This is a genomic window from Bacteroidia bacterium, assembly GCA_037045145.1.
Taxonomy (GTDB): domain Bacteria; phylum Bacteroidota; class Bacteroidia; order AKYH767-A; family OLB10; genus OLB10.
Genome location: JBAOIA010000012.1, coordinates 1063798 through 1089806 on the forward strand (window position 1 = coordinate 1063798; position 26009 = coordinate 1089806).

The following is a 26009-nucleotide window of genomic DNA, read 5'->3' on the forward strand; positions in this document are numbered from 1 at the left end:
CAATCAGGGCAATGTGCACACCTCGCTCAATGTGCAGATACCCAAGCTGGTGTCCTTATCCTCTAACCTCAACAAGGTGGCCTACTACAAAACAGATTCATTTCTTTATTTCTACTATCAGAACACCGGTACTACAAAACTCAATTTCAACTTTACTTTTACACCCGATGCTACAAACTATTGTCAACGGATTACAACAGGGCAACCGGAATATAATATTGGGTTAAACGGCAACTTTGTTCCAACAACACCCAACATTGCTGAGGTGCTGAACATTGGCGACACCCTTGTCATCAGGCAGGCTGTTCAGGCTAATGAATGTTTGGATAAAAGCCCTGCCTGCGGGTCTGTAGCTGCGCAGTTGCAATGGACATGCAACAACAACATTCCATCAAATATTTTCTGCACCAATTGCAAAAATGGTATCACCGTAAACTACTACATTAACAGTGGCGATGCTCCTGTTGTGAAAATAGAACGTCTGGCGCCAGCAGACTCTTTGTATGATTTCAGTTGCCTGAACGATACGGTGAACTTTGTTCACTGGCAATATCGTGTTACCAACAGTGGTATGGGAGCCATGGATTCTTTGTTCTTTAACATAAACCAATCCTTTCCAACACTCAATAATGCCCTGCCCAATTATAATGCACTGTCATTAATTCCATTTCAAAGTTTTAGCTGGCAACAAAATACAGGAAGCCTTTGCACTGTTGCTGTGGATACCCTGCACCGCAGCGACTGGCTGTGCAAAAATTTAGTTGCCGATGCCTTGTTTGAAGCAGCCTTCAAAATAAAGAACTTCGGCAATGCGGATACCGTTATTATCGCTTTTAATACCCTGCGTTGCTCCGAAGAAGATACCAACCTGTTTAACATTCAAAAAAATTATAACCATTGGGGGTTTAATTCTGTTAAGGGAAGAAAAGTTTGTGGCGATGGTGTGTCTGCAGACTATAATATAGGCTTAGCCAACACTACGTCCATCAGCACCCATGCCAGCGGAGGGTCGGCAGATGTTTCTCAGAATTTAATTTTCAGCCCCACGGTGACAGACCTTTCCGTAGCACCGGGCGCCACCTTTGGCGACAGCGCTCTTTTGAAAGTGCGTTTAAAAGGACTCTTGCCATCGCCTTATGACTATCAGCTTTATGGTTGCAGTGTGCCTGTAAACAACTGCCTGATGAACGGATGGCTCAGAGCAGAGGTACATTGCGACACCAATTTGCGCATTGCCGGTCCTGCCACGCATGCACAGTTGGTTTACTATCGTATTACGCAAGGCGACACCCTTGTTTTAAAACCCGATTATGTTTTTGCTGCTGTTGACACCAACCTTTGTGAAGCCGGAAACTACAACTACTATTTTAACATGAACAGTGCAGGCTTTAAAGCATTTTTAGACAGTGCCCATTTTGAATTTACCGTGCAGGCCTGCTGCAGAATTGATAAAGGAGCAACACCCTATCAAATCAATTTCTATACCTTGCCCAATCCGTCAAACTGTCTTACCCTGACACAAACCACGCCCAATACCCTGCCCGTGATTTCTGATGTGCGTCAACAATGGCTGCCGCTAAGCTACACCGGTGACCAGATAAGTGTCCACTGCCCTGGATGCCTTGCCCCAGGTGCTATTGTTTCAAATTATAAAATAAATCGTGTTTCTTTTGGCTTACAGGACAGCAATAATGACAGCCGCACTGATAATGCAACAAAGATAATCAAAGGCGACAACTATTACAACACTTTTAAAAATTATTTGAACGAAAATTTTGCCCATTACAGCGATACGCTGGAAGATTATCTTTCCGCCTATTTTCAGGATGGCGACAACTCCGGCACCGGTGGCGGATACACCTATCAGCAATTAGTGACTGCCGGAGTGCCACTGCACTTTATGCAACTGAGCCGCATTATTCCCTTTGGGCTGGATTCTTTTAACCTTACCATTGACAGTGTAGTGCTTTATATTGACACCCTCATTCCCAACACCAATGCCTGCATAGATTGTGCAGACTTTGGGCTAACAGGCAATAGTGTTGTTACTCAAAGTGTGGTGGCTTTTAATCGGGCCGATGCTTACAGCCATTGTGTTTTGGCCGATGTGCCGCGCAATCAGTTGCTGTTTACTTTTTGCGACACCACCGGTGGCAATATCCAGGCCTTCGAAACTTTTACCAACAACTCTTTTCCCTTTGTGGCTTTTAAAACAGGGCAACGCTACAGGCTTAAAGTGCGCTACTCGGTTTGCGGCAACTACCGTCTGCCGTTTAATTCTATAAGCAATCTGGTATGCAATTCGCCCATCAGCAACAACCTGTGGTTTACAGGCAAACAGCAAGGTGCCGATGCCATTGCAACCCTGCCACAAATGCCCAACACCGTTGGTGCTATGGAAACAGACTTTCATTATTCCTTTAACGCAAGCAGTGGTTATCCGTTGCCCAATCAGAACTTTATTGACTCTGCACGTTTCTACTGCGAAACTTTTGGCGGCAGGTTTTACTTTGCACCTACCTCGTACTACAACAACAGCACTGTTACCAACAGTCAGGGTTGCGAAAAACGAATCACTGCCGTTTATATTGCCGACCTTGCAGGCTACAGAAACCGTATCTTTGATGTTTATCCATACGAATATAGAGTGCCGCCACTTTTTGCCGATACCATCAGTTTTCAGATACCTAACGGTTATTACATCTCCCTGATGAGAGTCCGTTCCGGTGTGTATTACGATAACAACGGACAACTGATGGCACCCTTTTCTGCTTACGACACGCTGACACCACCACAGCTTACAGGTCTGGTGCAGATACCCTTTGACGCACTGCCAGTGATGCATTGTTTGCAACAAAGCATGAGTCCCGCAGGCAATGACACGGCTGCCTTTGCTGGCGACCAGTTTACCCGATTGGAATTGCAGTGTTTTATCCGAAGGTTCGACTGCAGCAACACTATTGACACCCTGCCGCTGTCGTCCGTTTATAGCAGCACAGGATTGTTTGAGTCGGAATGCAATCCAACAGAAAACCTCTCTTGCACACCTTTAGCAACAGCAGCAGACTCCATTCCTTTTAATGCCAACATACAACCGCTATTGGTACAGCCCAACCTGAACCTTGTTTTGCCTGTGAGCAACGTTGCCAATGCACAGCAGCAACAGTTGTGCTGGACAGTTAAAGTGCTCAACCCAAAGGTTGTTGTACAGCCCGGAACGCCTGACATTTACAGCACCGGTGCCGACAATGTGTTTTTGGGAGTGCCTTTAAATGGGGCAATCCCTGCCCTTCAAAACTGGCAGTTTACCCCCACGGGTCAGAGTACCATCAATGCTGTTAACGGCATCATTCCGCTTACGGCACATCTGGCAGCCGGTGATTCTGTTACAGGGCAGCTATGCGCTACTTTTGTGAGCTGCGACAGCACCATAAACTCCTTCCCTTTATATTACGGATGGAACTGCAACGGCTTCCCTACGGCCACTTCGCAAATACCCGATACGGTATGTGGTGCCGGCTCTGTGACGCTTGGAATAGAATATTTTGAGGCAGCCATCACTGGCGAAGGCAAAGGATATATCCCTAATAATTACACCCTTTGCGACACCCTTAAAAAATTTACCTGCATTTTTAACAGCAATCCGGGATATGCCTATCCCGACTTTGCAGGGCTGATTAATATACCACAGGGGCTGAACATACTCAGTGCCTATATACTGAACCCCAATGCTACGCCCGTTACGGTCTCCTACCTTACCGGCAGTGCCCCCTCGTGGCAGATAACACCTGCCAACATGCAGGCTTTGGGCTTTGCCAATGGCGGCATACACCTCACCGACAGGTTTTGTGTTTATTTTAATCTGATTCCTGAGTGCGCATTTGCCTCAGACACCATTTTGCCCAACATACTGGTAGCCGGCAAAAACTACTGTGGCGACTCGCTTTCCTATACAGCCTATTTTAACTACAACAACCAGAATCCGCTGTTTATGGACAGCACTGCCTGTACAGACTGCTGGAGCATTACCAAAACTGCCGGCACCGACACAACCAACGTAGGCGACACGCTTACCTACACCATTACCGTGTGTAACAACAGCGTAAATACGCAGACCGGTATCCTTGCAGACAACACCCCTGCAAATTTTGTGATTACCAACAGCACACTGCCTGCAACAGTAACGCTAAACTCCATGCAATGCGCCACCTTTACCGTATCAGGATATTTTACCTCTCCGGGTAGTTGTTTTTACAATGTAGCCTCCATTACTTCTCCGGCTAACACGGTTTGGAAAGATAGTGTTTGTGTGACGGTTCTTAATGTTTGTGCAAATACCGACACTACCTTTGCAGACAGTACCTATTCGGGAAAAAAGGTTTACAACAATATCTCTATTTTCATTGCAGGAAAGTATTATGTAAGTGATTCATTAGTTTTAAATAACTGTATGGTCTATGCCAATGCAGGTTCACAAATAATCGTATTGGCAAACAGTACTCTTGTACTAAATAACACTTCCATACAAAGTTGTGATACTATGTGGCAAGGTATATTGGTAAACAATGAAGGAAGAATATATCTACTAAACAACAGTACACTAAAAGATGCTGATGTTGGAATAACAACAAATAAAGGCTCTGTTGCTATTATTGATTCTGCTAGTATTGTAGATTGTGTACGTGGCATATATGCGCCACCGGCAACCGGATTTGTTAATACATCCATAACTGTAAGTCGAACAGAAATTGCAATGAAATCAATAATATTTAAACCCGATTACATTGGACAGCCTGCACATGGCAATCTACCATATACCGGCATAGAGGTTAATAATATTATAATGACATTGGGAGGCATAGCAGGTAAATTAAATGAGTTTTATAAATTGAATAATGGGTTTGTAGCTCACAATAGCATAATAAACATTAAACGAACAAAGTTTTATAACATTACAAAAGATGTATCTTATACAAATCAATATCAGGGCATGGCTATGGCTACTGATGCAAGCACTACTTCGCTGGCAATGATTAGAGTATTACCGGAGGCAACAACATATAACACTGTTGACAATGCCGAATACGGAATTTACGCAAGAGGTGTAACCGTTGCGGTTGACTACCTTCATTTGCTCAACGTGCGCTACGGTGTTTATTGCATTCAAACACCGGCAGCCAAAACAAGCACTGTTACCAATTGTACAATTACATCAAGGCATATCGGAATATTCTTTGTCTCTAACCCTTTGGCTAAATTCATGATTGCAAATAATAACACTATTACTATCAGTGGCACTGTCAACTCAGGTTTTTCACTCGGACATTATGGTATATGGATGAGCGAGGCCAATCCCAACGCATCTGTACGCTACTACTGCAATGGTAATACTATAAATCTTTATAATGCACAGCACGGCATCTATTCTGGTGTGCTTAACACTGCCAAAATCAAATTCAACAACATAAAAATAAATAACAACGGCAACAATAGTGGTATTACTATTTGGGCAAACCGTTATTCAAGCATTAGTTGCAATAGTATTTCAGGAATATATAGCAGTGGTCTTAATGCTTCTTCCAAAGGCATTCTAATGGGAAACAACTCACTATTAGGAAGCAACTCGCTTTACTGCAATTCTGTTGACAGCACTCATCGCGGCATTTACTTTGGCGGTGTAAACCCAAGCACTTATTTAAAAGCTACAGAGTTTCATCACCATTACAATGGTTTATACATCAATAACTCTGGCAGCATTGGTTGGCAAACTCATTTTGGTAATCGTTGGAACAATACTAATTTAAGTTATCAGGCTTTTAGCGGAAACTCACAAGCACCCGCATTTTCTCGTTTCATTGTAGATTCAACATTAAGCAGCGATTACTGGCCTTTAAATAACATAAGTGGATGGTTTAATCCATCATCAGGTAATACTTTTTATTGTTCTAATTCATCTGTGTGCAACACTCCTCCACCGGCTCTTACTGCAACAGAAGTAGAAGAACTGATTGCTAACGGCACATTTGAAACCGAAGAATTTGCCGAAGAAAGCCGTGCCATTGCCGAAGAATATTTATACGCATTACTGTCCAATGATTCAACATTGCTGCTGGAAGATTCAGCTTTTGTTGCATTTATGTCAGAAAACGAAGATGCTGCCGTAGGATATTTATACGATACCGAAGAATATATGCGGGCTGCTTACAGTTTTGATACGGTTTACATAAACCTGCTTGACAGTGCCAACAACCAAATTGATATTTTAAACGATAGCATAGTTTGGCTTGAGGAGAATCAGCCGCCAAATTGGGAAGCATTAAAGGAACAGTTTATCAATACCATTAATTTTTTAACCCAAACCATACAAAACATAAATATGCAACGTGATGCCTTAATGAACGATAATTTCACTCAGGCCGAACTGGTAAATGAAATAGTAGTGCCTGAAAATCTCCCACAGGAAAACACGCAAATTATCAACGAACGCGAAATGCAGTTTATGGAAGAGGGTACTTTGATAATAACCAACAATTACGAAGAACTCTTTGCCATTGCATCTCAATGCCCCTATGCCGGGGGGCCTGCCGTTGAGCGCGCACGGACATTAATTGCACTGGTAAACGATTCTGTGTATTACGATGACGATAATGTGTGCCTGCAAAGTGGAATATACAGGCAAAGTAACAACAATAGCAATAATATAAAGCAGGAAATTAAAGTCATCAACATAAATCCCAATCCTGCAAATGATGAGGTAACAATAACATTAATTGGTAAATTCGAAGGACTATGCACCATTGAAATAACCAACGCACTGGGTGTAATTATTGTAACCAAAACGCTTAACTGCAAAGATGCTGTTGCAAAAATTGATGTATCAAAACTTACACCGGGTGCATACACCATTAAAGTAAACGCTGAAAATAAATACAGCGTTCATTCAAAACTGGTAATTATCAGATGATAAATAAAAATAACATAACACAAGCAACTGGCAGCGTTATACTGCTGGTTGCTTTGTTATTTATTAATAACAAGTCCTGTGGACAAGGCTATAATCATACGTGGTTGTTAGGCTATCATTACAATATTAGCAATCCAACCGATACAATGGCGCGAATGGATTTTACAAATAGCAGCTATTCTCTGATTCCACACTTGAGAAAAATGCCTTTTGCTGAGACACAGGGTAATATCTCTGACGAAAATGGAAATTTTTTAATGAGCAGCAATGGTATTTGGATTGCTAATTCTATAGGAGATACAATGCCTAACGGGACTGGGCTAAATCCTGGCTGGGCAGCAACAAGTTTTAAAGATTATGGATTACCATTAATTAATGGTAACATTATATTGCCCATGCCCAATGATACTGACAAATTTGTTTTATTTCACCAAACAGCAGGGTCAATAACGTTAAATTCTCCAGAGATATTCTATACCATTATCGACAAAACACTGGATAGTGGAAAAGGTGATGTTGTTTCTAAAAATAATGTTGCATTATCGGGCTCATTTGGTCATGGAATGGCAGCCTGTAAGCACGGAAACGGTAGAGATTGGTGGGTAGTTGCTTTTAATAATAATGCTGGCATTATGTATAAATTTTTAATAAGCCCAAACAATGTACAATATATTGGTAGCCAAAATCTAAATGTTCCTGTATATGGTGATTGGGCAGGGCAGCCTGTCTTCTCACCTGACGGAAGTAAATTTGCATATCGTAATGGTTACAGCACCATCACTCAAACATGGGTTGAAAATATGAGACTGTTTCATTTTGACCGTTGCGATGCAACATTTACACTTGATACTATTGTTGACTATACCGATTCCTTATTAGGCTATGGTACTGCATTTTCTTCTAACTCAAGATACCTCTACTTTGGTTCCTCTCATCACTTATATCAACTTGATACAGATTCATTAACTGTATTCGGAAGTTTGCAGTTAGTTGCTACAAGCGATACATTTCCATCTCCGTCTCCTCCTTTTTACACAAATTTTCATACTATGTATCTTGCAGCTAACTGCAAGGTTTATCTGACATCAACAAATGGCGTTTTAGATTTGCACGAAATAGATTATCCAGATAGTGCGGGTACAGCATGTAATGTTAACCTACACAACATTCATCTGCCGTGTTTTAATTTAGGAACAGTTCCAGTCCACCCAAACTATTATCTCGGTCGCTTAGTCGGCAGCCCTTGTGATTCTTTAACAAGCATTAATGATTTAGCCGTGCATGATTTTAAATTTTCTATTTTTCCTAATCCATCAAACGGCAACTTCAAAATAGTTTATCTCTTACCACAGAACAAATCCGGCACACTCCAAATTTTTGATATTACAGGTAAAGAAGTTTACAAGCAAAATTTGCCGCAGTGGAGTACATTGCAATACATCTCATTGCCCAAAATCGCTAACGGTGTTTATCAATGTGTGATTAGCAGTGGCAATGAAAGGGTGCATAAAAAGTTGGTTGTCTTTAAAGAGTAACGTAGTATTTTTAAAACAGCTATGTATCGGTTTATAATACTACAATCCCCGTGCGCTGACGATCCAACAAAGGTGCGAACCGTAAATTTTCCAGCTTATGTAGGGCAGGCTTTGCGTAAAAAGAAAATTTACGGTTGGCTTTGTTGGTGTCTTTTTCTTTGGTTCGTTTCTTTTGGACAAGCAAAAGAAATGAACAAAGAAGCAACCGTCCAATCCATGCAATGCGACACCTTTACCGTATCAGGATATTTTACCTCTCCGGGAAGTTGCTTCTACAACGTAGCAAGCGTTACTTCTCCGGCAAGCACTATGTGGAAAGATAGTGTTTGTGTGAGTGTAAACTATGCTTGCACAGACAGCAGCACGTTCATCATTTACGACAGCACCTACAGTACTACCCTAAATTACAGATACGACACCTTAAACATATTTATTGAAGGCACACTGTTTGTAAACGACACCTTAAAATTGATGCGTTGCAATGTGTATATGAATGCAGGGGCGCATATTATAGTGCAGGCTGGCGGCTACTTGGATATTGACAGCAGCTTTGTAACAGGCTGCACCAATATGTGGCGCGGCATTACAGTACTTGACTACGGAGAGTTACTTGTGTACGAAGGCAGCACTATTGCCGATGCTGATACTACAGTACTTGCCAACAACAAAGCCAAGGCAACACTGCACAATGCCTATATCAAAAACTTTGTAATTGGAGTGTACATGCCGCCATCGGCAAATGTCTATTACAACGGCACAACACTAAAAGTAGAGCAGACAACTTTTGATTTCACGGCATTTAAACAAAACTACACAGGACAAAATACACATGGCGTAAAGCCGGAGTGCGGTGTGTTGCTTAATGATTGGATAGGGACTATTGGAACCTATCAGGATTCGATGTGGCTAAACAAATTCTTAAACCTGAACAATGGTATTGTTACCAAAAGCAGCACTGTAACAGTAAAAAATTGTTTCTTTGGTAATATACAAGCCGATGCTTTTTATGGTAAACAATACAATGGCACGGCAGTAGCATCTGTTGGTGATATTGCTACGGGCAAAAGAGGCAACCTCACCATGCAGCCCGTGATGAACAATCAAATCACTATCAATAGCAGCCACTTCGGTGTGTGGACTACCTACAGCACACTGAACCTAAACAATGTGCGCATGGACAGCATGTATATAGGTGCAACAGTAAACCGTTGCAAAGACTACCTGAGTGCTACCATTGCCTGGAACGAAATAAAAGCCAAACGCGCAGGTATTGTTTGCAACAACAATGCCGGTGCAGCCAAGATGGATTTAAACAACAACACCATTCATGTCAATGGTGCCGGATTAAATGTAGCTTCGGGTATCATCATCAGCGAAATCAATAAAAACGGACAGGGTAATTATTATATTGATAACAATTACCTGTATCTTTACAATGTACGTTACGGCATACGCATGCAAAATGTATACAAACCGTTGGTGGCACATAACTACATAGAACAAAACAACAGCAGCAGCAACTTTTACAGCGAAGGCATAACATCAAACAATTGCGACAGCACTCTGGTACGTTGCAATGGTGTACGCAATCTTAATATTGCTAACACAGTAACAAAAGGTATTGTTTACAGTATAAGCAGCAATGCAAGCATCAGTTGCAACAGCATTGACAGCACAGCCACAGGAATATTTTTTGGCGGCAACTGCATGGGCGCACAACTCAAAGGCAACACCCTGCGCAATAATTTATTGGGGCTGTACATTAACAATGTAGGCTTAACAGGCATACAACCAAACAACGGAAACAGATTTATTGATTACCGCGACACTGTTGGTGCTTATAATGCGAATTTATCATTCGGAGGATTATCAGGTTCAGAATTTCGTGTGAGAACAACTGATGTTCCGGGTAACATTTACTATCCCATACTGGCACAACAAAACTTAGGCTGGTTTAGCCCGACAGCGACAACAAGCCCGTATCAATGCGGTGCGGCTTGTTACGATATGCTTGAAGGAATAGACAATGAGATTTTGTACAGAATAATTGCAGGTGACAGCATACTCACAGAAGAATTTATCCCCGAGAGCCAAAGCATGGCAAGGCAGTATTTGTTTCAAGTGTTGACAAATAACGACAGCTTGCTTGCAAGCGACACCTTGTTTCAGAATTTTTATAATGAAATGCTAGCAGAAGCCGAAGGGCAACTTAACTCAGTAGAAAGGAGGTTTGAAACCTACGGCAAAATGGATTCTACATTTATTCCAATGTTGAATAGCATAGATACCTTATTGAAAGTATTTAATAGTTATGTAGAAGATTTTGAAGCGATGCGAGATTCAATCGAGCAATCTGGCACCAATGCTGATTCTCTATTAGAGCAATGGATTGTGCAAATAGGAAATTTAGAAAGAACAAGGCAGAACATTATATTGCAGCATAATGCTGTTATATCGGGCGAAATGTATGAAGGTGAATTAACCAACAACATTATAAATGGCGATGAACAGAATGAAATAAACAGTACATTAATGAATGACCTGTTTATGCAGTTAGAAGAAGCCAATTATACAAACATTGATGAGCATTATAATGAGATAATGAATATTGCGGAGCAATGTCCGTATTACAGTGGTGAAGCGGTTTATAGAGCAAGAGCAGTAATAGCTTTGGTAAATGATTCAATTGAATACAATGATGATGTGAATTGTTTGCTCTATGGCATTTACAGGCAAGGGAAAACAGCTAATGAATTAACATCAGAAAGAATTGAAGTAAAGCCGAACTCTGCAAGCGATTACGTTTCAATAAAAGTTAGTTGCAAAGAAAACGAAACATTCAGCGCAGATATAACAAATACAGTAGGGCAAAGTGTACTGAATAAAAAATTGAAATGTAATCAAGTAAATATAATTAACATTAGTGAATTACAACAAGGCGCATATACGATTGTTGTAAAAACAAAAAATGAAATTCAAAATTTTAAGCTCATTGTTGTAAGGTGATACGAAATAAATTTTATTTTATAGCATTATTGATGTTTTTCCCTGTGATGGCACAATCACAGGGAAAAACACATAATTTTCTTATAGGTTATAATATACTTACTGATGCTTATACAACATCGGGAAAGGGAAGGTTGCTATTTGACAGCAATTCTGTAACGGTTATTAGTGAAAGCAGGAAAATGGCTTTTCGTGCAGCACAGGGAAATATCAGTGATGAAAATGGTAATTTATTAATTGTGAGTAACGGCTGTTGGATAGCTGATGCCACAGGCGATACCATGATGAATGGAGGTGGGTTGAATCCGAACTCCTTTACCAATAATTGGTGCGATGCTTATTCTGGTATTCCTTTAGCACATGGTAATTTCATTTTGCCTTATCCGGGTAATGCTGATAAATACATTTTGTTTCATCAGACGGGAAATTATAACAACAATTTTGTTTCAACCGAATTGTATTATTCGGAAATTGATTTGTCGCTGAATGGCGGCTTGGGTGCGGTTACAACTAAAAACCAGAATATATTGAATGATGATTTGGCTTGGGGATTAGCAGCATGTAAACATGCCAATGGCAGAGATTGGTGGGTGTTTGCTTTAAAAGATGCAAGCACAATCATTCATAAATTTTTATTGGATTCATCAGGCATTACCTATATGGGTACGCAAAATTTGGGGTTTCCTATTCCTTTTTCAGGCAATGCAGGGCAACCTACATTCTCTCCTGATGGAACTAAGTTTGCATACACATCAGGTACAGGTAATCCACCACCTTTCCACGATGTAAGAATTTTTAATTTTGATAGATGCAACAGTAATTTTACAGGATTGGAATATATTGCTATAAGCGATAGTTCCGCAGGTTTTGGTTTGGCATTTTCATCGGATTCAAAATATTTATATCATTCCTCTTTTCAGAGAGTATATCAATTTAATACCGACACTTCCGATGTTGCTGCAAGTAAAACAACGGTTGCCGTTAATGATGGCTTTTATTCACCCATACCACCCTTTCAAACTGATTTTTGGTGGATGTATCTTGCTGCAAATGGTAAGATTTATATTTCTTCGGGTAGTGGTGTTATTGATTTGCACTACATTAATTATCCTGACAGTGCAGGAATGGCATGTGATGTACATCTGCATGATTTGCATTTGCCTTGTTGGTCTGTAAGAGGGAATGTTTATCACCCCAATTATTACTTAGGTTGTGATACTACTCAAACTACCTGTCCTTGTTTGATAACAGGTATTAATGAAATGGAGCAGCATGATTTTAAGTTTTCTGTTTCACCAAATCCCAACAATGGAAATTTTAAAATCATGTACTTGTTACCGCAGAATAGTAAGGGCACTTTTGAGGTATTTGATATAACGGGTAAAAAAGTTTTTTCTTACAACTTGCCGCAATGGAGTACGCTTCAATACATCTCATTGCCAAAAATCGCTAATGGCGTTTATCAATGTGTGATTAGCAGTGGTAATGAAAGGGTGCATAAGAAGTTGGTTGTCTTTAAGGAGTAATAAAAAGCAAACACTCAAACCTAATATACCATGTTTACAAAGTATTCTTCATGGCTCAAATACCGACCTTCTGAAAAAACACGTTAAGTAAAAGCCAACTATATGAGCAAAAAGAAAACAAACTGTCTGAAGTTGCCGGCATATCCGCCTGTGGCGGATTGCGGCAACAAGTTTTTGTTTTCGTGCGTTGATGGCTTTTGTAGTGGTTTTTCAGACAGTCTTGATTTTTTGGTTCTTTTGTATCAAGACAAATGCATTTATGAGTACAACTAAAATAAAGATAAACACAAATAAAAGAGTGAAGAAGGATACCCAAAGTTATCTACTCGTGGAGCACATTGCAATTTATTTCATTGCCAGATATTATAAATGTTATTTATCATAGTGTGATAACATTCAATTACCAAAGTGTAACTAAGAGATTGCTGGTGTATAAGCATTAAAAAAGAAATGCAAAACCATTCCATAATTATACTGCCATTAATCATTATGCTAACTTTACTATCAAATATGAATTATTAAAATTCAATTACGATTGAGATTTTTTTAAAACTTTCTTCAATAAACATTTCGAAATCATACCTTTGCTGCCTTATTTAAAATCAGTATGCGTCACGATGCATTAAATAAAATTACATTAGGCGGCCTTTTAGTCACGCTTGGAATCATTTATGGCGACATAGGCACTTCACCGCTGTATGTAATGAATGCCATCATTGGCTCAAGGCCCATAAGCCCTGAACTGGTTTTAGGCGGCATCAGTTGTATTTTCTGGACACTAACACTTCAAACCACATTTAAATATGTTTTTCTCACGCTTAGAGCCGATAATAAAGGTGAGGGTGGCATTTTTTCTCTTTATGCATTGGTAAGAAAGACAAAAGTAAAATGGTTGGTATTTCCTGCTATCTTAGGAGGAAGTGCCCTGCTTGCTGATGGATTAATCACCCCGGCAATTTCTGTATCTTCGGCAGTAGAAGGTGTTCAGATTCTCCATCCAGATATACCTATCTTACCCATCATTGTATCAATCATTTTCGGCTTGTTTTTTATTCAGCAGTTTGGTACCAATTTCGTGGGTAAATCATTTGGCCCTATTATGTTGCTTTGGTTTTCAATGCTGTTTGTGTTAGGATTTAATCAGCTTATTCAAAATCCAACGGTACTAAAAGCATTCAATCCCTACTATGCCTATCAGTTATTGGTTAATTATCCTCAAGGCTTTTGGATATTAGGTGCAGTCTTTCTTTGTACTACCGGTGCCGAAGCACTCTACTCAGATCTGGGACACGTGGGTCGCAAAAATATTTACATCACCTGGAGCATGGTTAAATTTTGTCTTTTAGTCAATTATTTTGGACAAGCAGCTCACCTGCTCAAGTTCGAAGGACAGACGATCAATATCAATCCATTTTACCAACTCATGCCCGAATGGTTTTTATTGATTGGTATTATAATTTCGACTACAGCAGCCGTTGTTGCCAGCCAGGCAATCATCAGTGGTGCGTTTACAGTAGTCAATGAAGCCATTCGACTCAATTTCGGACCAAAGCTGAGGGTAGTTTATCCGACAGACCTGCGCGGGCAGGTTTATATCCCTACGGTTAACTGGGTACTGTGTGCCGGTTGTATTGCCGTGGTTCTATTCTTTCAACATTCATCAAACATGGAAGGTGCCTATGGTCTGGCCATTATCATTGACATGATGATGACTACAACTTTATTATCCTTCTACCTCTATCTAAAACGTTATCCTTTACTGTTGGTCATGCTCACTTTTTTATTGTTTATTGTAATAGAAATAGCCTTTTTAGTAGCCAACTTCATCAAGTTTGAACATGGTGGTTATGTGACCATGCTTATTGCTGCATTCTTGTTTTTCACCATGTACGTGTGGTATGCTGCACGTAAAATCCGCAATCAGTTTGTGGATTTTGTAAAAATAAAAGACTTTTTGGAAATATTAACCAACCTGAGCAAAGACGAATCTATTCCTAAGTATGCAACCAACCTTGTATATCTGACCAGTGCTAACCGCAGAGATGAAATAGAATCGAAAGTGATGTATTCTCTCTTACAGAAATTTCCGAAGCGTGCCGACATTTACTGGTTTGTACACGTAGATGTGCTTGACGAACCTTATACCATGGAGTATAAAGTAGAAGAAATGGTTAACGATAAAGTTATCCATATTGATTTCCGGTTGGGTTTCCGGATTGAGCCCCGCATCAATCAAATGTTTCGTCAGGTTGTTGAGGAGCTTGTAAAAAATAATGAAGTTGATATCACCAGCCGATATACTTCGCTTAAAGAAAAGAATGTAATCGGTGATTTTCGTTTTGTTGTTATTGAGAAAACACTTTCCTACGACAACAAACTCACCTTCTACGAGAAGTTTGTACTTAGTGCCTATGACTTTCTAAAAATGCTGAGTTTACCGGAATCAAAAGCATTTGGACTTGACACCAGTTCTGTAACAGTAGAAAATGTTCCACTGGTGGTAAAGCCATCAGGTAAATTTCGATTGAAAAGGATTTAGTGATTAGAAAAAGAAAATATTTAATAAGTCACCAACCCATTTAAAAGTGGAATTATTTTGATGCTTCAATTTTTGTGAGTTGAGAAAGAGACATCTTAACAAATGAATCGAATTCCCCTTTCCTTGTTTTAATTACAGCTTTTTCACCTTTAATACTCATAATTACTCCTTCAAAAACCTTTCCCATACTTTTCCATTTTACTGTATCACCGATAACCATACCATAAATGTTTGGTTGGCTGTCTTTCTTCTCAACTTCCATATCTTCAACTTTTTCAGTCTTTAGTGTACTCTCATTCGATTCTTTAACTGTACCATTATTCTGGTTGATGATAATCGGTGATGAGGATTCACCTCCACCATAACCCCATACATCTCCAATTATTTTAACTTCTCCATTCTTGGTGTAGATTTTAGCGTTCTTAATAAAATCACCTCCCGGTGTGCTATAAATCATTTTTTCGATTTCAATTTCCATTGGCGACATATTATCATGCGCCTTACGAATTGCACGTGGTAGTTCTTTTGTCTTCCTACTATCCACATAACGTGCCTTTTCTATATACTTTGTATTTCCATCAAAATTTCGAGTGCTCATCACAGTCAATGCACCTATTTGCTTCCAACTTGCACAAGAGCTTAAAGAAATACAAACCATAATAAAACAAAACTTTTTCATATTAATTTTAATTTAAAACGCAAGTTTAATGAATTTAAGTAATATTTTAGTGAAATAATTTTCTTATACCTAATCAATTTTTGCGAGAATTGAGGACTATTTATTTGGATAACGCTGCAGGTGAATAGCCTTCACCTTGTTGAGTAAAATTTTACGTAACTCGGCAATGTTTTCCTTCTCTGTAGCAGATATAAAAATTGTAGCTACTTTGCCTTTGTTCATCCATGTTTTTCTCAAATCTTCTAACGAAATATTTTCGTGTGTCATTGGAGTCAGGTCATCTGTTTCCTTTTCAACATAAGAAAACGCATCTATTTTATTAAACACCTGTATGACCGGTTTGTCTGCTGAGCCAAGTTCTTGCAGCATGTGGTTGACAACATCAATATGTGCTTCAAAATTAGGATGCGAAACATCTATAACATGAATTAGAATATCGGCTTCGCGCACCTCGTCAAGTGTTGACTTAAACGATTCTACCAGATGATGTGGCAACTTGCGGATAAATCCAACCGTATCACTCAATAAAAAGGGAATATTGTCAAACACTACTTTCCTTACTGTAGTATCTAATGTTGCAAAGAGTTTGTTTTCGGCAAAAACATCTGATTTACTAAGCAGATTCATGATTGTGGACTTGCCTACATTGGTATAACCCACCAATGCCACACGAACCATATTGCCTCTTGCTTTACGCTGATTAAAGCCTTGCTTCTCTATTTCTTTCAAACGCTCCCGGAGCTTGCTCAGTCGGTCGCGAACAATACGCCTGTCTGTTTCAATTTCTTTTTCACCGGGACCACGGTTGCCGATTCCTCCCTGCTGTTTCTCGAGGTGTGTCCACATGCGTGTGAGGCGTGGCATCAGATACTGATATTGTGCCAACTCTACCTGCACTTGTGCCTGTGCTGTGCGCGCCCTTCGTGCAAAAATATCGAGAATGAGTTGTGTCCTGTCTAAAACTTTTATCTGCAATACTTTTTCAATGTTGCGTTGCTGCGAAGGCGATAACTCATCATCGAAAACTGCAAGATTTATTTCATTAGCTTTAATATACTCATTGATTTCTGCCAGTTTACCTGAACCCACAAAGGTCCGTGGTTCGGTATGGTCTAATTTCTGAGTAAAAGACTTTAATGTTTGCGCTCCGGCAGTTTCTGCAAGAAAAGCCAGTTCATCGAGATATTCCATCTCCTGTTCTACAGGCTGATCTTTCAAAATTACACCTACTAAAACAGCGCGCTCCTTAACATCTGTAAGAGGTTTGAAAACGGTTTTTTCTTTCATCAATAAATTAAACTGAAATAAATTATTTCAGTGTCTGAACATATTCTGCAACGGCAGTAATTTGCTCTTGTGTCAATTGATCTTTATAGGCAGCCATTGTTTTCTTTCCATTGGTAATGATATCAATCTTTTGCGGGGCAGACAATGCAGATTGTGTAAGATCTTTGGCTCCACTCAACCCCAATTTTCCATCTGCACCATGACAAGACTGGCATTTGCTTTCAAAAATAACTTTACCTGCAGCAACACCTTCCAATCCTGCAGTATTTACTGATGTATCTGCTTTCTTCATGGATATGGATTTTGTTTCCGAAATACCATAAGCATAAATTAATGCCATGAGTGAAATTAATGCCAATGAACTGTTTTTCTTTTTAAATGCAATAATTGCAAGCGGAATGGTACAAGCAATAACGAACAATTTAACCCACAGCCATGTGCCCTTGTTGCCGGTATTTACAGCAAGATAAACTCCTGTCAATAAAAACAAGGTACTGATAATCATTTCTGCAACCTTTGTTTTCTTAACAAAGTTGTCTAATGCTGCATGCTTGTTTAACACTAACAAGGTTGCTTTAATGAGGTATAAAACAATAAACAGTGAAACAACAAGTGTGTGTGTGTGTAAAATTCCTGTGTACATATTGATAAAAGATTTTTGCGGAGAGAGAGGGATTCGAACCCTCGTTACGCTTTTGACGTAAACACACTTTCCAGGCGTGCTCCTTCAACCACTCGGACACCTCTCCTTAATGAGCCTGCAAAGCTAACAAATTAACATGATGACTAAAGAAAAAGCCTGCCGAAAAAAATACGACAGGCTGAGAACCTAAAACCAAACCTATCTTTTGACCGTTGTCAACAGATTGATTAAAACCGCATCAAAAGTAGGTTGACAAATTGAACAACTGCGCCAATGCGTAGTTTGTTATCAACACTTTTATTCACGACTTAGTTCTCCAGCCATATCAAGTTGCATATTCACTTTTATCTCTTGAAAATCCATTTCACTTCCCAATAAAAACATCAGCTTGGTAATGGCAGCTTCCGTTGTCATGTCATAGCCACTAACAACGCCAGCACGTTTTAATGCAAGTCCATTTTCGTATTTTTCCATCTGCACCACACCTCCGCTACACTGCGAAACATTTACAACTATCATTTGATTTTTTACTGCATCCATTAATTGTTTAAGTATCTTTTCATTCTTTGGCGCATTGCCAGAGCCATAGGTTTCAATGATCAAACCTTTTAATACTCCGGAATTTAAAATTGCTGACAAAACCTTTTCGTTTACTCCCGGAAACAATTTAAAAATCATGACAGCATTATTGAAGTGTGTTTTTACTTTTAATGCATTGTTGTTAACCTCTCGAATAGCATCATGGTTGTAATTAATTTCAGTGCCTGCCTCTGCCAATGGAGGATAGTTGATGGATTGAAAGGCATCGAATTTTGAAGAAGTAAATTTTTCAGCTCTGTTGCCTCTGAACAGCTGATTGTTAAAACAAATACAAACTTCAGGAACAATAACATTACCACAGGCAATTTCAGCAGCAGTGATGAGGTTGGATTTTGCATCTGTTCTGATTTCACCAATAGGCAATTGCGATCCGGTGAGGATTACAGGTTTGTTCAGATTCTGAAACATGTAACTTAATGCCGATGCGGTATAAGCCATTGTATCGGTACCATGCAGGACAATAAATCCATCATACTTACCATAATTTTCTTCTATGACTTCTGCAATTTGTATCCATCGCTCAGGCTGCATATCAGAACTGTCTATCAGAGGCTCGAAAGAATGAAAGTCAATCTTACAGGGAAGTTTCTTCAACTCGGGAACAACAGTATTGAGCTTGCCGAAATTAAATGGCTTTAACGATCCTGTTTCTTCATCATGAATCATACCTATGGTTCCACCGGTGTAAATTATCAGAAGGTTCTTCTTATCTGTCTTTATCATTGCTTGAAAATAACTTTAGAATTTTTTGTGGTCTGCTCAGCAACTTCTGCCAATGAACAATTTTTTATGACCGCTAATTTCTGTGCTGTCAGCAATAAATATTCCGGAATATTTCTTTTGCCTCGATGCGGCACCGGTGGTAGGTATGGTGCATCAGACTCCAAAACAATATGTTTCAATTCTACCTGACTAACAATAGTATCAAGGCCGGAATTCTTGTAAGTAATTACACCTCCTATTCCCAAAAACATTCCCATATCAGTAATTGCTTTTGCTTCCACTATATTTCCACCAAAGCAATGAAAGACTCCTTTTACATTAAGACCGGATGACTGTATAAGCTCAATAGCACGTGCCGTTGCTGAACGCGAATGAATGCTTACAGGTAGATTTAATTCACATGCCCAGGCAATCTGTTTTAAAAAAGCATCTTCCTGTTCTTTAACAAAGCTTATATCCCAGAAAAAATCAAGACCTATTTCCCCAACACCAAAATAATTTCCTTTTGACAATTCAGTCTCAACCAATGAAAGCTCATCCAAATAATTTTCTTTCACCGAGCATGGATGCAATCCCATCATAGGAAAACAGTTCTCCGGAAACCGTTCACATAAGTCAAGCATTGGGGTAACACTTGACGCTTCAACATTTGGAAGAAAAAAACGACTCACACCGGTATCAATTGCCCGTTGCATAAGCTCTTCTCTGTCTGTATCAAACTCTGCGGCATAGAGATGGGTGTGTGTGTCTGTAAAAATCATGATGCAAAGTAAATCGAATTTAAGTATTTAAACCAATGCTTACCTTTGCAAACATTGGCATTTGACATTTTTTCGAAAACCACTTTATGTCCCGTATTTTAGTCATCCGTTTTAGCTCTATTGGTGATATTGTTTTAACAACACCTGTTTTGCGTTGTATTAAAAAACAAATGCCCAATGCAGAAGTGCATTTTCTTACCAAGCGCGACTTTAGTGATGTATTGGCAAACAACCCCTACATTGATAACACCCTTTATGTTGATAATAATCTGTCGGAAATTATCAAGCAGTTAAAAATGGTCGGTTATGATTATGTAGTTGACCTGCATCACAACATGCGTTCGTTGAAGGTAAAAAGAGCATTAAGCGCAAAAAAATACAGTTTCAAAAAACTAAATATTGAAAAGTGGATTTATGTGAATTTTAAAATAAACAAGCTGCCGCATAAACATATAGTTGACCGATATTTTGATGCCATCAGCCCAATGGGTGTAGTCAACGATGGTCAGGGGCTTGACTATTTCATCAACCCGCTTGATGAGGTTGATATCAACACTTTTTTACCTGCATCATTCAGTCTGGGATATGTAGCTTTTGTTATTGGTGCCAAACATGCCACAAAATGTTTACCCATTGATAAAATGAAAGAGGTTGTCAGCGGACTTAAACATCAGGTGGTGCTGCTTGGTGGTTTTGAAGACAAACAAAAAGGCATTGAACTGCAAAAAATGTTTCCAAAAAGTGTTTTTAATGCTTGTGGAATTACCAGTATCGGTCAGTCGGCATCGCTCATTAAACAAAGCAAAGCTGTCATAACACACGACACCGGACTGATGCATATTGCAGCAGCCTTGCGTAAAAAAATTATTTCCGTTTGGGGCAATACCGTACCGGAGTTTGGCATGTATCCCTATCTGCCTGTAAACAGTGTGCCTTTCAGCATCAGTGAAGTGAAAAATCTGAAGTGCAGGCCATGTTCTAAAATTGGATACAATACATGCCCTAAAAAGCATTTCCGTTGTATGAACGACATGGATGTTAATGAAATTATTAAAAACACCGACCATTATTTTGAATCCGAGTAATTGGTAAACGACAGAAATAAATTTATTAATAACCCTGTTGATTAAATTCTCTTTGAGGTAATTGGTGCAGTGTTTTACCTTCTAATTTTGCTGCAATGAGTGAAGATAACAAACTGGCACGAAAGGCACTTCGCAGTTCAAACATATCTACCGTCATCAGTATTTCGTTAGTATTGTTCCTTATTGGTTCGTTAGGGCTGTTGCTCATCAATGCCAAACAACTTTCTGATTACTTAAAAGAGAATGTGATTTTAACGGTCATGCTCAAACAAGATGCAGCAGAAGCAGATATTCAAAATCTTAAAAAACAGTTAGATGGTAATGCTTTTATCAAAGAAGTAACATACATCAGCAGTGAACAGGCAGCAGAACAGTTAAAACAAGAACTGGGCGAAGATTTTAATACATTCTTAGGATTTAATCCACTGCTTCCACTGATGGAAATCAAGCTAAAGCCCGACTATACAGAGGAGAATAACATTTTGCAGCTAAAGGATTTTATTTCCAAAAACAATATTGTTAAGGAAGTCTATTTTCAGGAGTCGTTGCTCGATGCCATCAATAAAAATATCAGAAACATCAGTCTTATCATTCTTGGCTTCAGTGCTGTGTTGTTCTTTATTGCAGGTGCTTTAATTAACAACACCATCAGACTGGCACTTTATGCAAAAAGAATGCTCATAAAGAGCATGAAGTTAGTTGGGGCTACACGAAATTTTATCAGAAAACCGTTTATAGTAAGAGGAATTTTGCAGGGATTGATAGGTGCTGTCATCGCCAATATGATGATTTTAGTGGTGTTTTATTATGCCAAAAAACAGATTCCTGAAATCATAGCATTTGAAAATCCGGTGAATTTGAGCATCGTTTTAGGTATTGTGGTGTTTTTAGGTATTTTTATTTCAGGATTCAGCACCTATTTTGCAGTAAATAAATATCTTCGCCAACGAACTGAAGACATCTTTTAATAATTCAAATTCATGGCAAAGGAAAAAACCATAACCAAAAGTACCACAGCAAAGCCTGCATCAAAACCGGAAATACAATTAGCCTTTCGGGAAAATAAATTACATGCTTATGATTGGCGGCATTGTTCTTATACTGCTTGGCTATATGCTTATGAGTGGTGGCGGTTCTGCTGATCCGAAAGTTTTTAATCCTGCCATTTTTGATACACAACGATTGACGGTTGCTCCAATAATGGTAGTGCTTGGTTATGCCCTTGAAGTGTTTGCCATTGTTGTAAACGCCAAAGATTAAATACGCTTCCATCTGTCTTAATGAATACACTACAGGCTATCATTCTGGCCATCATTGAAGGTATCACAGAGTTCCTACCTGTTTCTTCTACCGGTCACATGATTATCGGCTCCTCCGTAATGGGCATTGCCGAACTTCCAATCACAAAAACTTTTACTGTTGCCATTCAGTTTGGTGCCATACTCTCTGTTGTATTTTTATACTGGCGTAAATTCTTAGTTGTTGATTTTAATTTTTATAAAAAATTACTGATAGCATTTATTCCTGCTGCTGTTTTAGGCAAACTGCTTGACGACTATATTGATGCCTTGCTTGAAAATGTACTTGTTGTTGCAGCCATGCTGCTTGTTGGTGGTATAATTTTTATTCTTCTTGACAAATGGTTTCAAAAAACAGAAGAGCGCGGAAGCGAAGAACTCCTAAAAGATAAGTCTGCGTTTTATATAGGACTTTTTCAGTGTATTGCCATGATACCCGGTGTATCCCGTTCGGCAGCCACCATCATTGGCGGACTGGCTCAGGGACTCAATAAAAAAGCTGCAGCAGAATTTTCGTTCTTTTTGGCTGTGCCCACCATGTTTGCAGCAACACTTTATAAAATGTATGGCTTTTATAAATTGAACGGAGGATTCACTACAGAAGAAATAAAACTATTTGCTGTAGGCAATGTGGTGGCATTTATTGTGGCAGCCATTGCTATCAAATCTTTTATAAGCTATCTGACCAAACATGGTTTTAAAATTTTTGGCTGGTACAGAATAATTATTGGTGCTGCCATTTTGCTGTTGCACTTTGCCGGCATTGAACTTAAAATGCTTTAATCGCAATGCCTGATTTTTTGATGGGCGAAACGCTTCTGGTTGACAAACCGCTGGAATGGACTTCGTTTGATGTGGTAAACAAACTAAGAGGCACCTTGCAACATCAGAAACTTGAAGACGGCAGTCGTCCATTCAAAAAAATAAAAGTTGGACATGCCGGAACTTTAGACCCACTGGCAACAGGCCTGCTGATTGTCTGTACAGGCAAGGCCACCAAAAGCATTGAGTCTTTAATGGGTCTCGAAAAAGAATATACAGGAACTTTTACCTTGGGCGCTACCACACCTTCTTATGATGCAGAAACACCGGTAAACAAAACCTTTGATATAGCACACATCACCACTGAACAAATTCATCAGGCAGCGCAAACTTTTATTGGAGAAACAGAGCAACTGCCTCCGGCACATTCTGCAGTAATCATTCAGGGCGAGCGTGCCTATGAAAAAGCAAGACGTGGCGAAGAAGTAACAGTAACCCCACGAAAAATAAATATACATCGTTTTGAGATTACAGCCATAGCAATGCCTGTGATTTCTTTTCGAGTAATATGCAGCAAAGGAACCTACATTCGTTCTTTAGCCAACGATTTTGGTAAGGCACTTAATTCAGGAGCCTATTTAAGCTCACTCATCCGTACACGAATTGGGAATTTTAATCTTAGTGCAGCACACACCGTTGAGCATTATGTTGAAGCCATAAGAAACTTGCATAAATAATTCTTTTTAGTTGTTTGCGTTTTTAAACGAAGCACTGGAACTCCAAAAAATAGCTTCATACTATAATAGCCCTATAGGGGCTATATATGAAAACAATCTGTCAGAATTTAAACAGCCTCAAAAAACGAAAAGCTGCCATGCAAGGCAGCCTTTGTTTTTTACAGGAGTTATACAACTGCTAATACAAACTCAACGGCATATCCTTATTATAAGTAACAGCATAACTAAACTTAAGTGTTTTATACTCCTTGCTGTTTACAGCCATCGTCCATTTAAGCAAACCGGTTTGCTCATTGTATTCAGCCTTGTTATGGTCTTTCATCTCCACTTTAATTTCTTTATTGTTTGACAATGGAATTTGATCCTCCACAATCAATTCAATTTTTCTGCTCTTGTTGTTTTTTAAGCGCAACTCATACGCTACGGTTTTTGTAATTTCATTACCCAGCAGTTTGTTATTTTCTTTTACAGGAAGTTTGGTGCGGGTAATGGTTATACCGTTATCGCGCCCCAGGGCAAGTTCAAGTGTATCGTTTATTACTGTTGGGTTTAAAACAGTTTCGCCTACGTATGTTCCCTCGTAAAACACATTGGCGCGGCCGGGCAGCAGATTAAGATTTTCCCAACCGGTAACACGTGCCAGTAAAAATGCTTCGCTTTCTATTTTAGGCACTAAGTAATGGCAATAGGTGCTGGGTAATTCGCTGGTTTTAACACTTACTATATGGTTTTTACCATCACTGGGTATGTCATAAGCCAATGCAATATCAAACTCAACATTGGTCATGGTTTCTATAAGTTGTGAGTAATTTGCTGCCGATTGTGCAGGTGCCAATTCATCCATATCTTTTTTAGCAGCATCCATTTGCTCATTACCTGCAATGGTGTTTAGCAATGATTTTTCTCGTGCGCCTTTGAGGTAAGCCGGTTGTTGTGTGTAGTAGTTAATGTACCAGGGTGGCAGCACAGGTTTTATGTTGCTGCGGTTAGGGTTGCCTGTGCTTAGTTTTAGTTTTACATCGTTCCAGTTTTCGCCTGACGTTTGATACACGTTGGCTTTATACGTTAACTGTACAGGTGCCGTAATTGTAGTGCTGCGCAAATCATAACTGGGTACCCAGCCTGCACCGGTAACCATGTAGCTTACTTCCACTGCTGCCGTTGCTGCTTCATCAGCACTCACAGTTACTATTACCTCGTGTACAGGCTCATATTTCTTTTCAGGCTCTTCCTTGGTTTTATAGGTGCGCAGGTCATTTATACGCGCATTGGCTCTTGCCAGCAATTCATTGTTTCGTTTTTCATCACGTTTTATTTTCCCTAATTGCGTGTTTATATCCGTTAACTTTATTCTGAAAAACTCCATTGCCTTTATCAGCACAGCCAGTGAGTCGCTTTTTCCTTCGCCTTTGGTTAGTTTGTTTTTAAGTATCATATCTTTTTCTAACTGCAATGCACTTTCTTTTTCGGCAAGGTCGCCTGCATAAAAATTTGCTTCTGCAATGGAGTCTTCCAGCAGCTTTATTTCTTTTAATACAGCAGCAGGCAATGTACTTTCTTTAGGCGCCACAGGTTCGGGGTATCTTATATTGTGCTTTACTTCAAGCACCACAAAGTTGCCTTTACCACCTGCCTGCACACTTGCAGGGTTTATAAAAGGCGAAACACCTCCAAACACAAGCTGCGTAACACCGGGCGATAAGGCTACCTGCGAGTTACGAAAAACCTGCGCACCTTGTGTAAATACGGTTACACTTTTAACGTTGGATTTAACTGCTTTTTCAACAGATGCTTCAGTATATTGTGCGATAAACAGAGTCGCTGCAAAAAATAGTTTTTTCATTTTACTTCCTGTATTAATGTT

Annotated in this window: 16 protein-coding genes and 1 tRNA gene; 10 read left to right on the top strand and 7 right to left on the bottom strand. The window is 39.4% G+C overall.

Features of this window, described 5'->3' with window-relative positions; all coding sequences use genetic code 11:
• Positions 1 to 13: 13 nt before the first annotated feature.
• The 5 genes from V9G42_13865 (at position 14) to V9G42_13885 (ending at position 15570) form a co-directional block, all read left to right on the top strand.
• Positions 14 to 6964 (top strand): T9SS type A sorting domain-containing protein, encoded by a 6951-nt coding sequence (locus tag V9G42_13865; protein MEI2760511.1) that lies wholly within the window; start codon positions 14 to 16, stop codon positions 6962 to 6964.
• Positions 6961 to 8499, top strand: a complete 1539-nt coding sequence (locus V9G42_13870; GenBank protein ID MEI2760512.1) for a T9SS type A sorting domain-containing protein — start codon at positions 6961 to 6963, stop codon at positions 8497 to 8499. The genes V9G42_13865 and V9G42_13870 overlap by 4 nt, the downstream gene beginning before the upstream one ends.
• Positions 8500 to 8688: 189 nt before the next feature.
• Positions 8689 to 11505 (top strand): T9SS type A sorting domain-containing protein, encoded by a 2817-nt coding sequence (locus V9G42_13875; GenBank protein MEI2760513.1) that lies wholly within the window; start codon positions 8689 to 8691, stop codon positions 11503 to 11505.
• Positions 11502 to 13031 carry a T9SS type A sorting domain-containing protein gene (locus V9G42_13880; protein MEI2760514.1) on the top strand — a complete coding sequence of 510 codons (1530 nt, stop codon included), beginning with the start codon at positions 11502 to 11504 and terminating at the stop codon, positions 13029 to 13031. The genes V9G42_13875 and V9G42_13880 overlap by 4 nt, the downstream gene beginning before the upstream one ends.
• 607 nt (positions 13032 to 13638) lie before the next feature.
• Entirely contained in the window at positions 13639 to 15570 is a 1932-nt protein-coding gene (locus V9G42_13885; protein MEI2760515.1) for a KUP/HAK/KT family potassium transporter, read from the top strand.
• A 52-nt stretch (positions 15571 to 15622) separates the two neighbouring features.
• Here V9G42_13885 and V9G42_13890 read toward each other — a convergent pair whose 3' ends face one another.
• From V9G42_13890 to V9G42_13915, 6 genes are all read right to left on the bottom strand, one after another.
• Entirely contained in the window at positions 15623 to 16249 is a 627-nt protein-coding gene (locus V9G42_13890) for a hypothetical protein (GenBank protein ID MEI2760516.1), read from the bottom strand.
• 96 nt (positions 16250 to 16345) lie between these two features.
• A complete protein-coding gene (hflX, locus tag V9G42_13895) occupies positions 16346 to 17536 on the bottom strand; it encodes a GTPase HflX (protein MEI2760517.1) in 1191 nt (396 codons plus the stop codon).
• 22 nt (positions 17537 to 17558) lie between these two features.
• On the bottom strand, positions 17559 to 18179 hold the full coding sequence (locus V9G42_13900; GenBank protein MEI2760518.1) for a SirB2 family protein: 621 nt from the start codon (positions 18177 to 18179) through the stop codon (positions 17559 to 17561).
• Between the two features lie 18 nt (positions 18180 to 18197).
• Positions 18198 to 18285, bottom strand: a tRNA-Ser gene (locus tag V9G42_13905).
• 191 nt (positions 18286 to 18476) lie between these two features.
• The gene (locus V9G42_13910) at positions 18477 to 19499 is read right to left on the bottom strand and encodes an asparaginase (protein MEI2760519.1); all 1023 of its coding nucleotides are present in this window, start codon (positions 19497 to 19499) and stop codon (positions 18477 to 18479) included.
• Positions 19499 to 20263 carry a TatD family hydrolase gene (locus V9G42_13915; protein MEI2760520.1) on the bottom strand — a complete coding sequence of 255 codons (765 nt, stop codon included), beginning with the start codon at positions 20261 to 20263 and terminating at the stop codon, positions 19499 to 19501. Before V9G42_13915 ends, V9G42_13910 begins: the two co-directional genes overlap by 1 nt.
• Before the next feature lie 86 nt (positions 20264 to 20349).
• Here V9G42_13915 and V9G42_13920 point away from each other — a divergent pair, with 86 nt between their 5' ends.
• The 5 genes from V9G42_13920 to truB all read left to right on the top strand — a co-directional run bounded on the left by V9G42_13920 (position 20350) and on the right by truB (position 24145).
• Positions 20350 to 21348: a glycosyltransferase family 9 protein gene (locus V9G42_13920; GenBank protein ID MEI2760521.1), complete on the top strand. Its 999-nt coding sequence runs from the start codon at positions 20350 to 20352 to the stop codon at positions 21346 to 21348.
• A 95-nt stretch (positions 21349 to 21443) separates the two neighbouring features.
• Positions 21444 to 22316 carry a permease-like cell division protein FtsX gene (locus tag V9G42_13925; protein ID MEI2760522.1) on the top strand — a complete coding sequence of 291 codons (873 nt, stop codon included), beginning with the start codon at positions 21444 to 21446 and terminating at the stop codon, positions 22314 to 22316.
• Positions 22317 to 22410: 94 nt separating this feature from the next.
• On the top strand, positions 22411 to 22608 hold the full coding sequence (locus tag V9G42_13930; GenBank protein ID MEI2760523.1) for a DUF3098 domain-containing protein: 198 nt from the start codon (positions 22411 to 22413) through the stop codon (positions 22606 to 22608).
• A 20-nt stretch (positions 22609 to 22628) separates the two neighbouring features.
• Positions 22629 to 23429 (top strand): undecaprenyl-diphosphate phosphatase, encoded by an 801-nt coding sequence (locus tag V9G42_13935; GenBank protein MEI2760524.1) that lies wholly within the window; start codon positions 22629 to 22631, stop codon positions 23427 to 23429.
• Positions 23430 to 23434: 5 nt separating this feature from the next.
• Positions 23435 to 24145 carry a tRNA pseudouridine(55) synthase TruB gene (truB, locus tag V9G42_13940; protein ID MEI2760525.1) on the top strand — a complete coding sequence of 237 codons (711 nt, stop codon included), beginning with the start codon at positions 23435 to 23437 and terminating at the stop codon, positions 24143 to 24145.
• A 178-nt stretch (positions 24146 to 24323) separates the two neighbouring features.
• On the opposite strand, the gene V9G42_13945 is transcribed toward truB, so the two are convergent.
• Positions 24324 to 25988: a DUF4139 domain-containing protein gene (locus tag V9G42_13945; GenBank protein MEI2760526.1), complete on the bottom strand. Its 1665-nt coding sequence runs from the start codon at positions 25986 to 25988 to the stop codon at positions 24324 to 24326.
• Positions 25989 to 26009 lie beyond the last annotated feature (21 nt).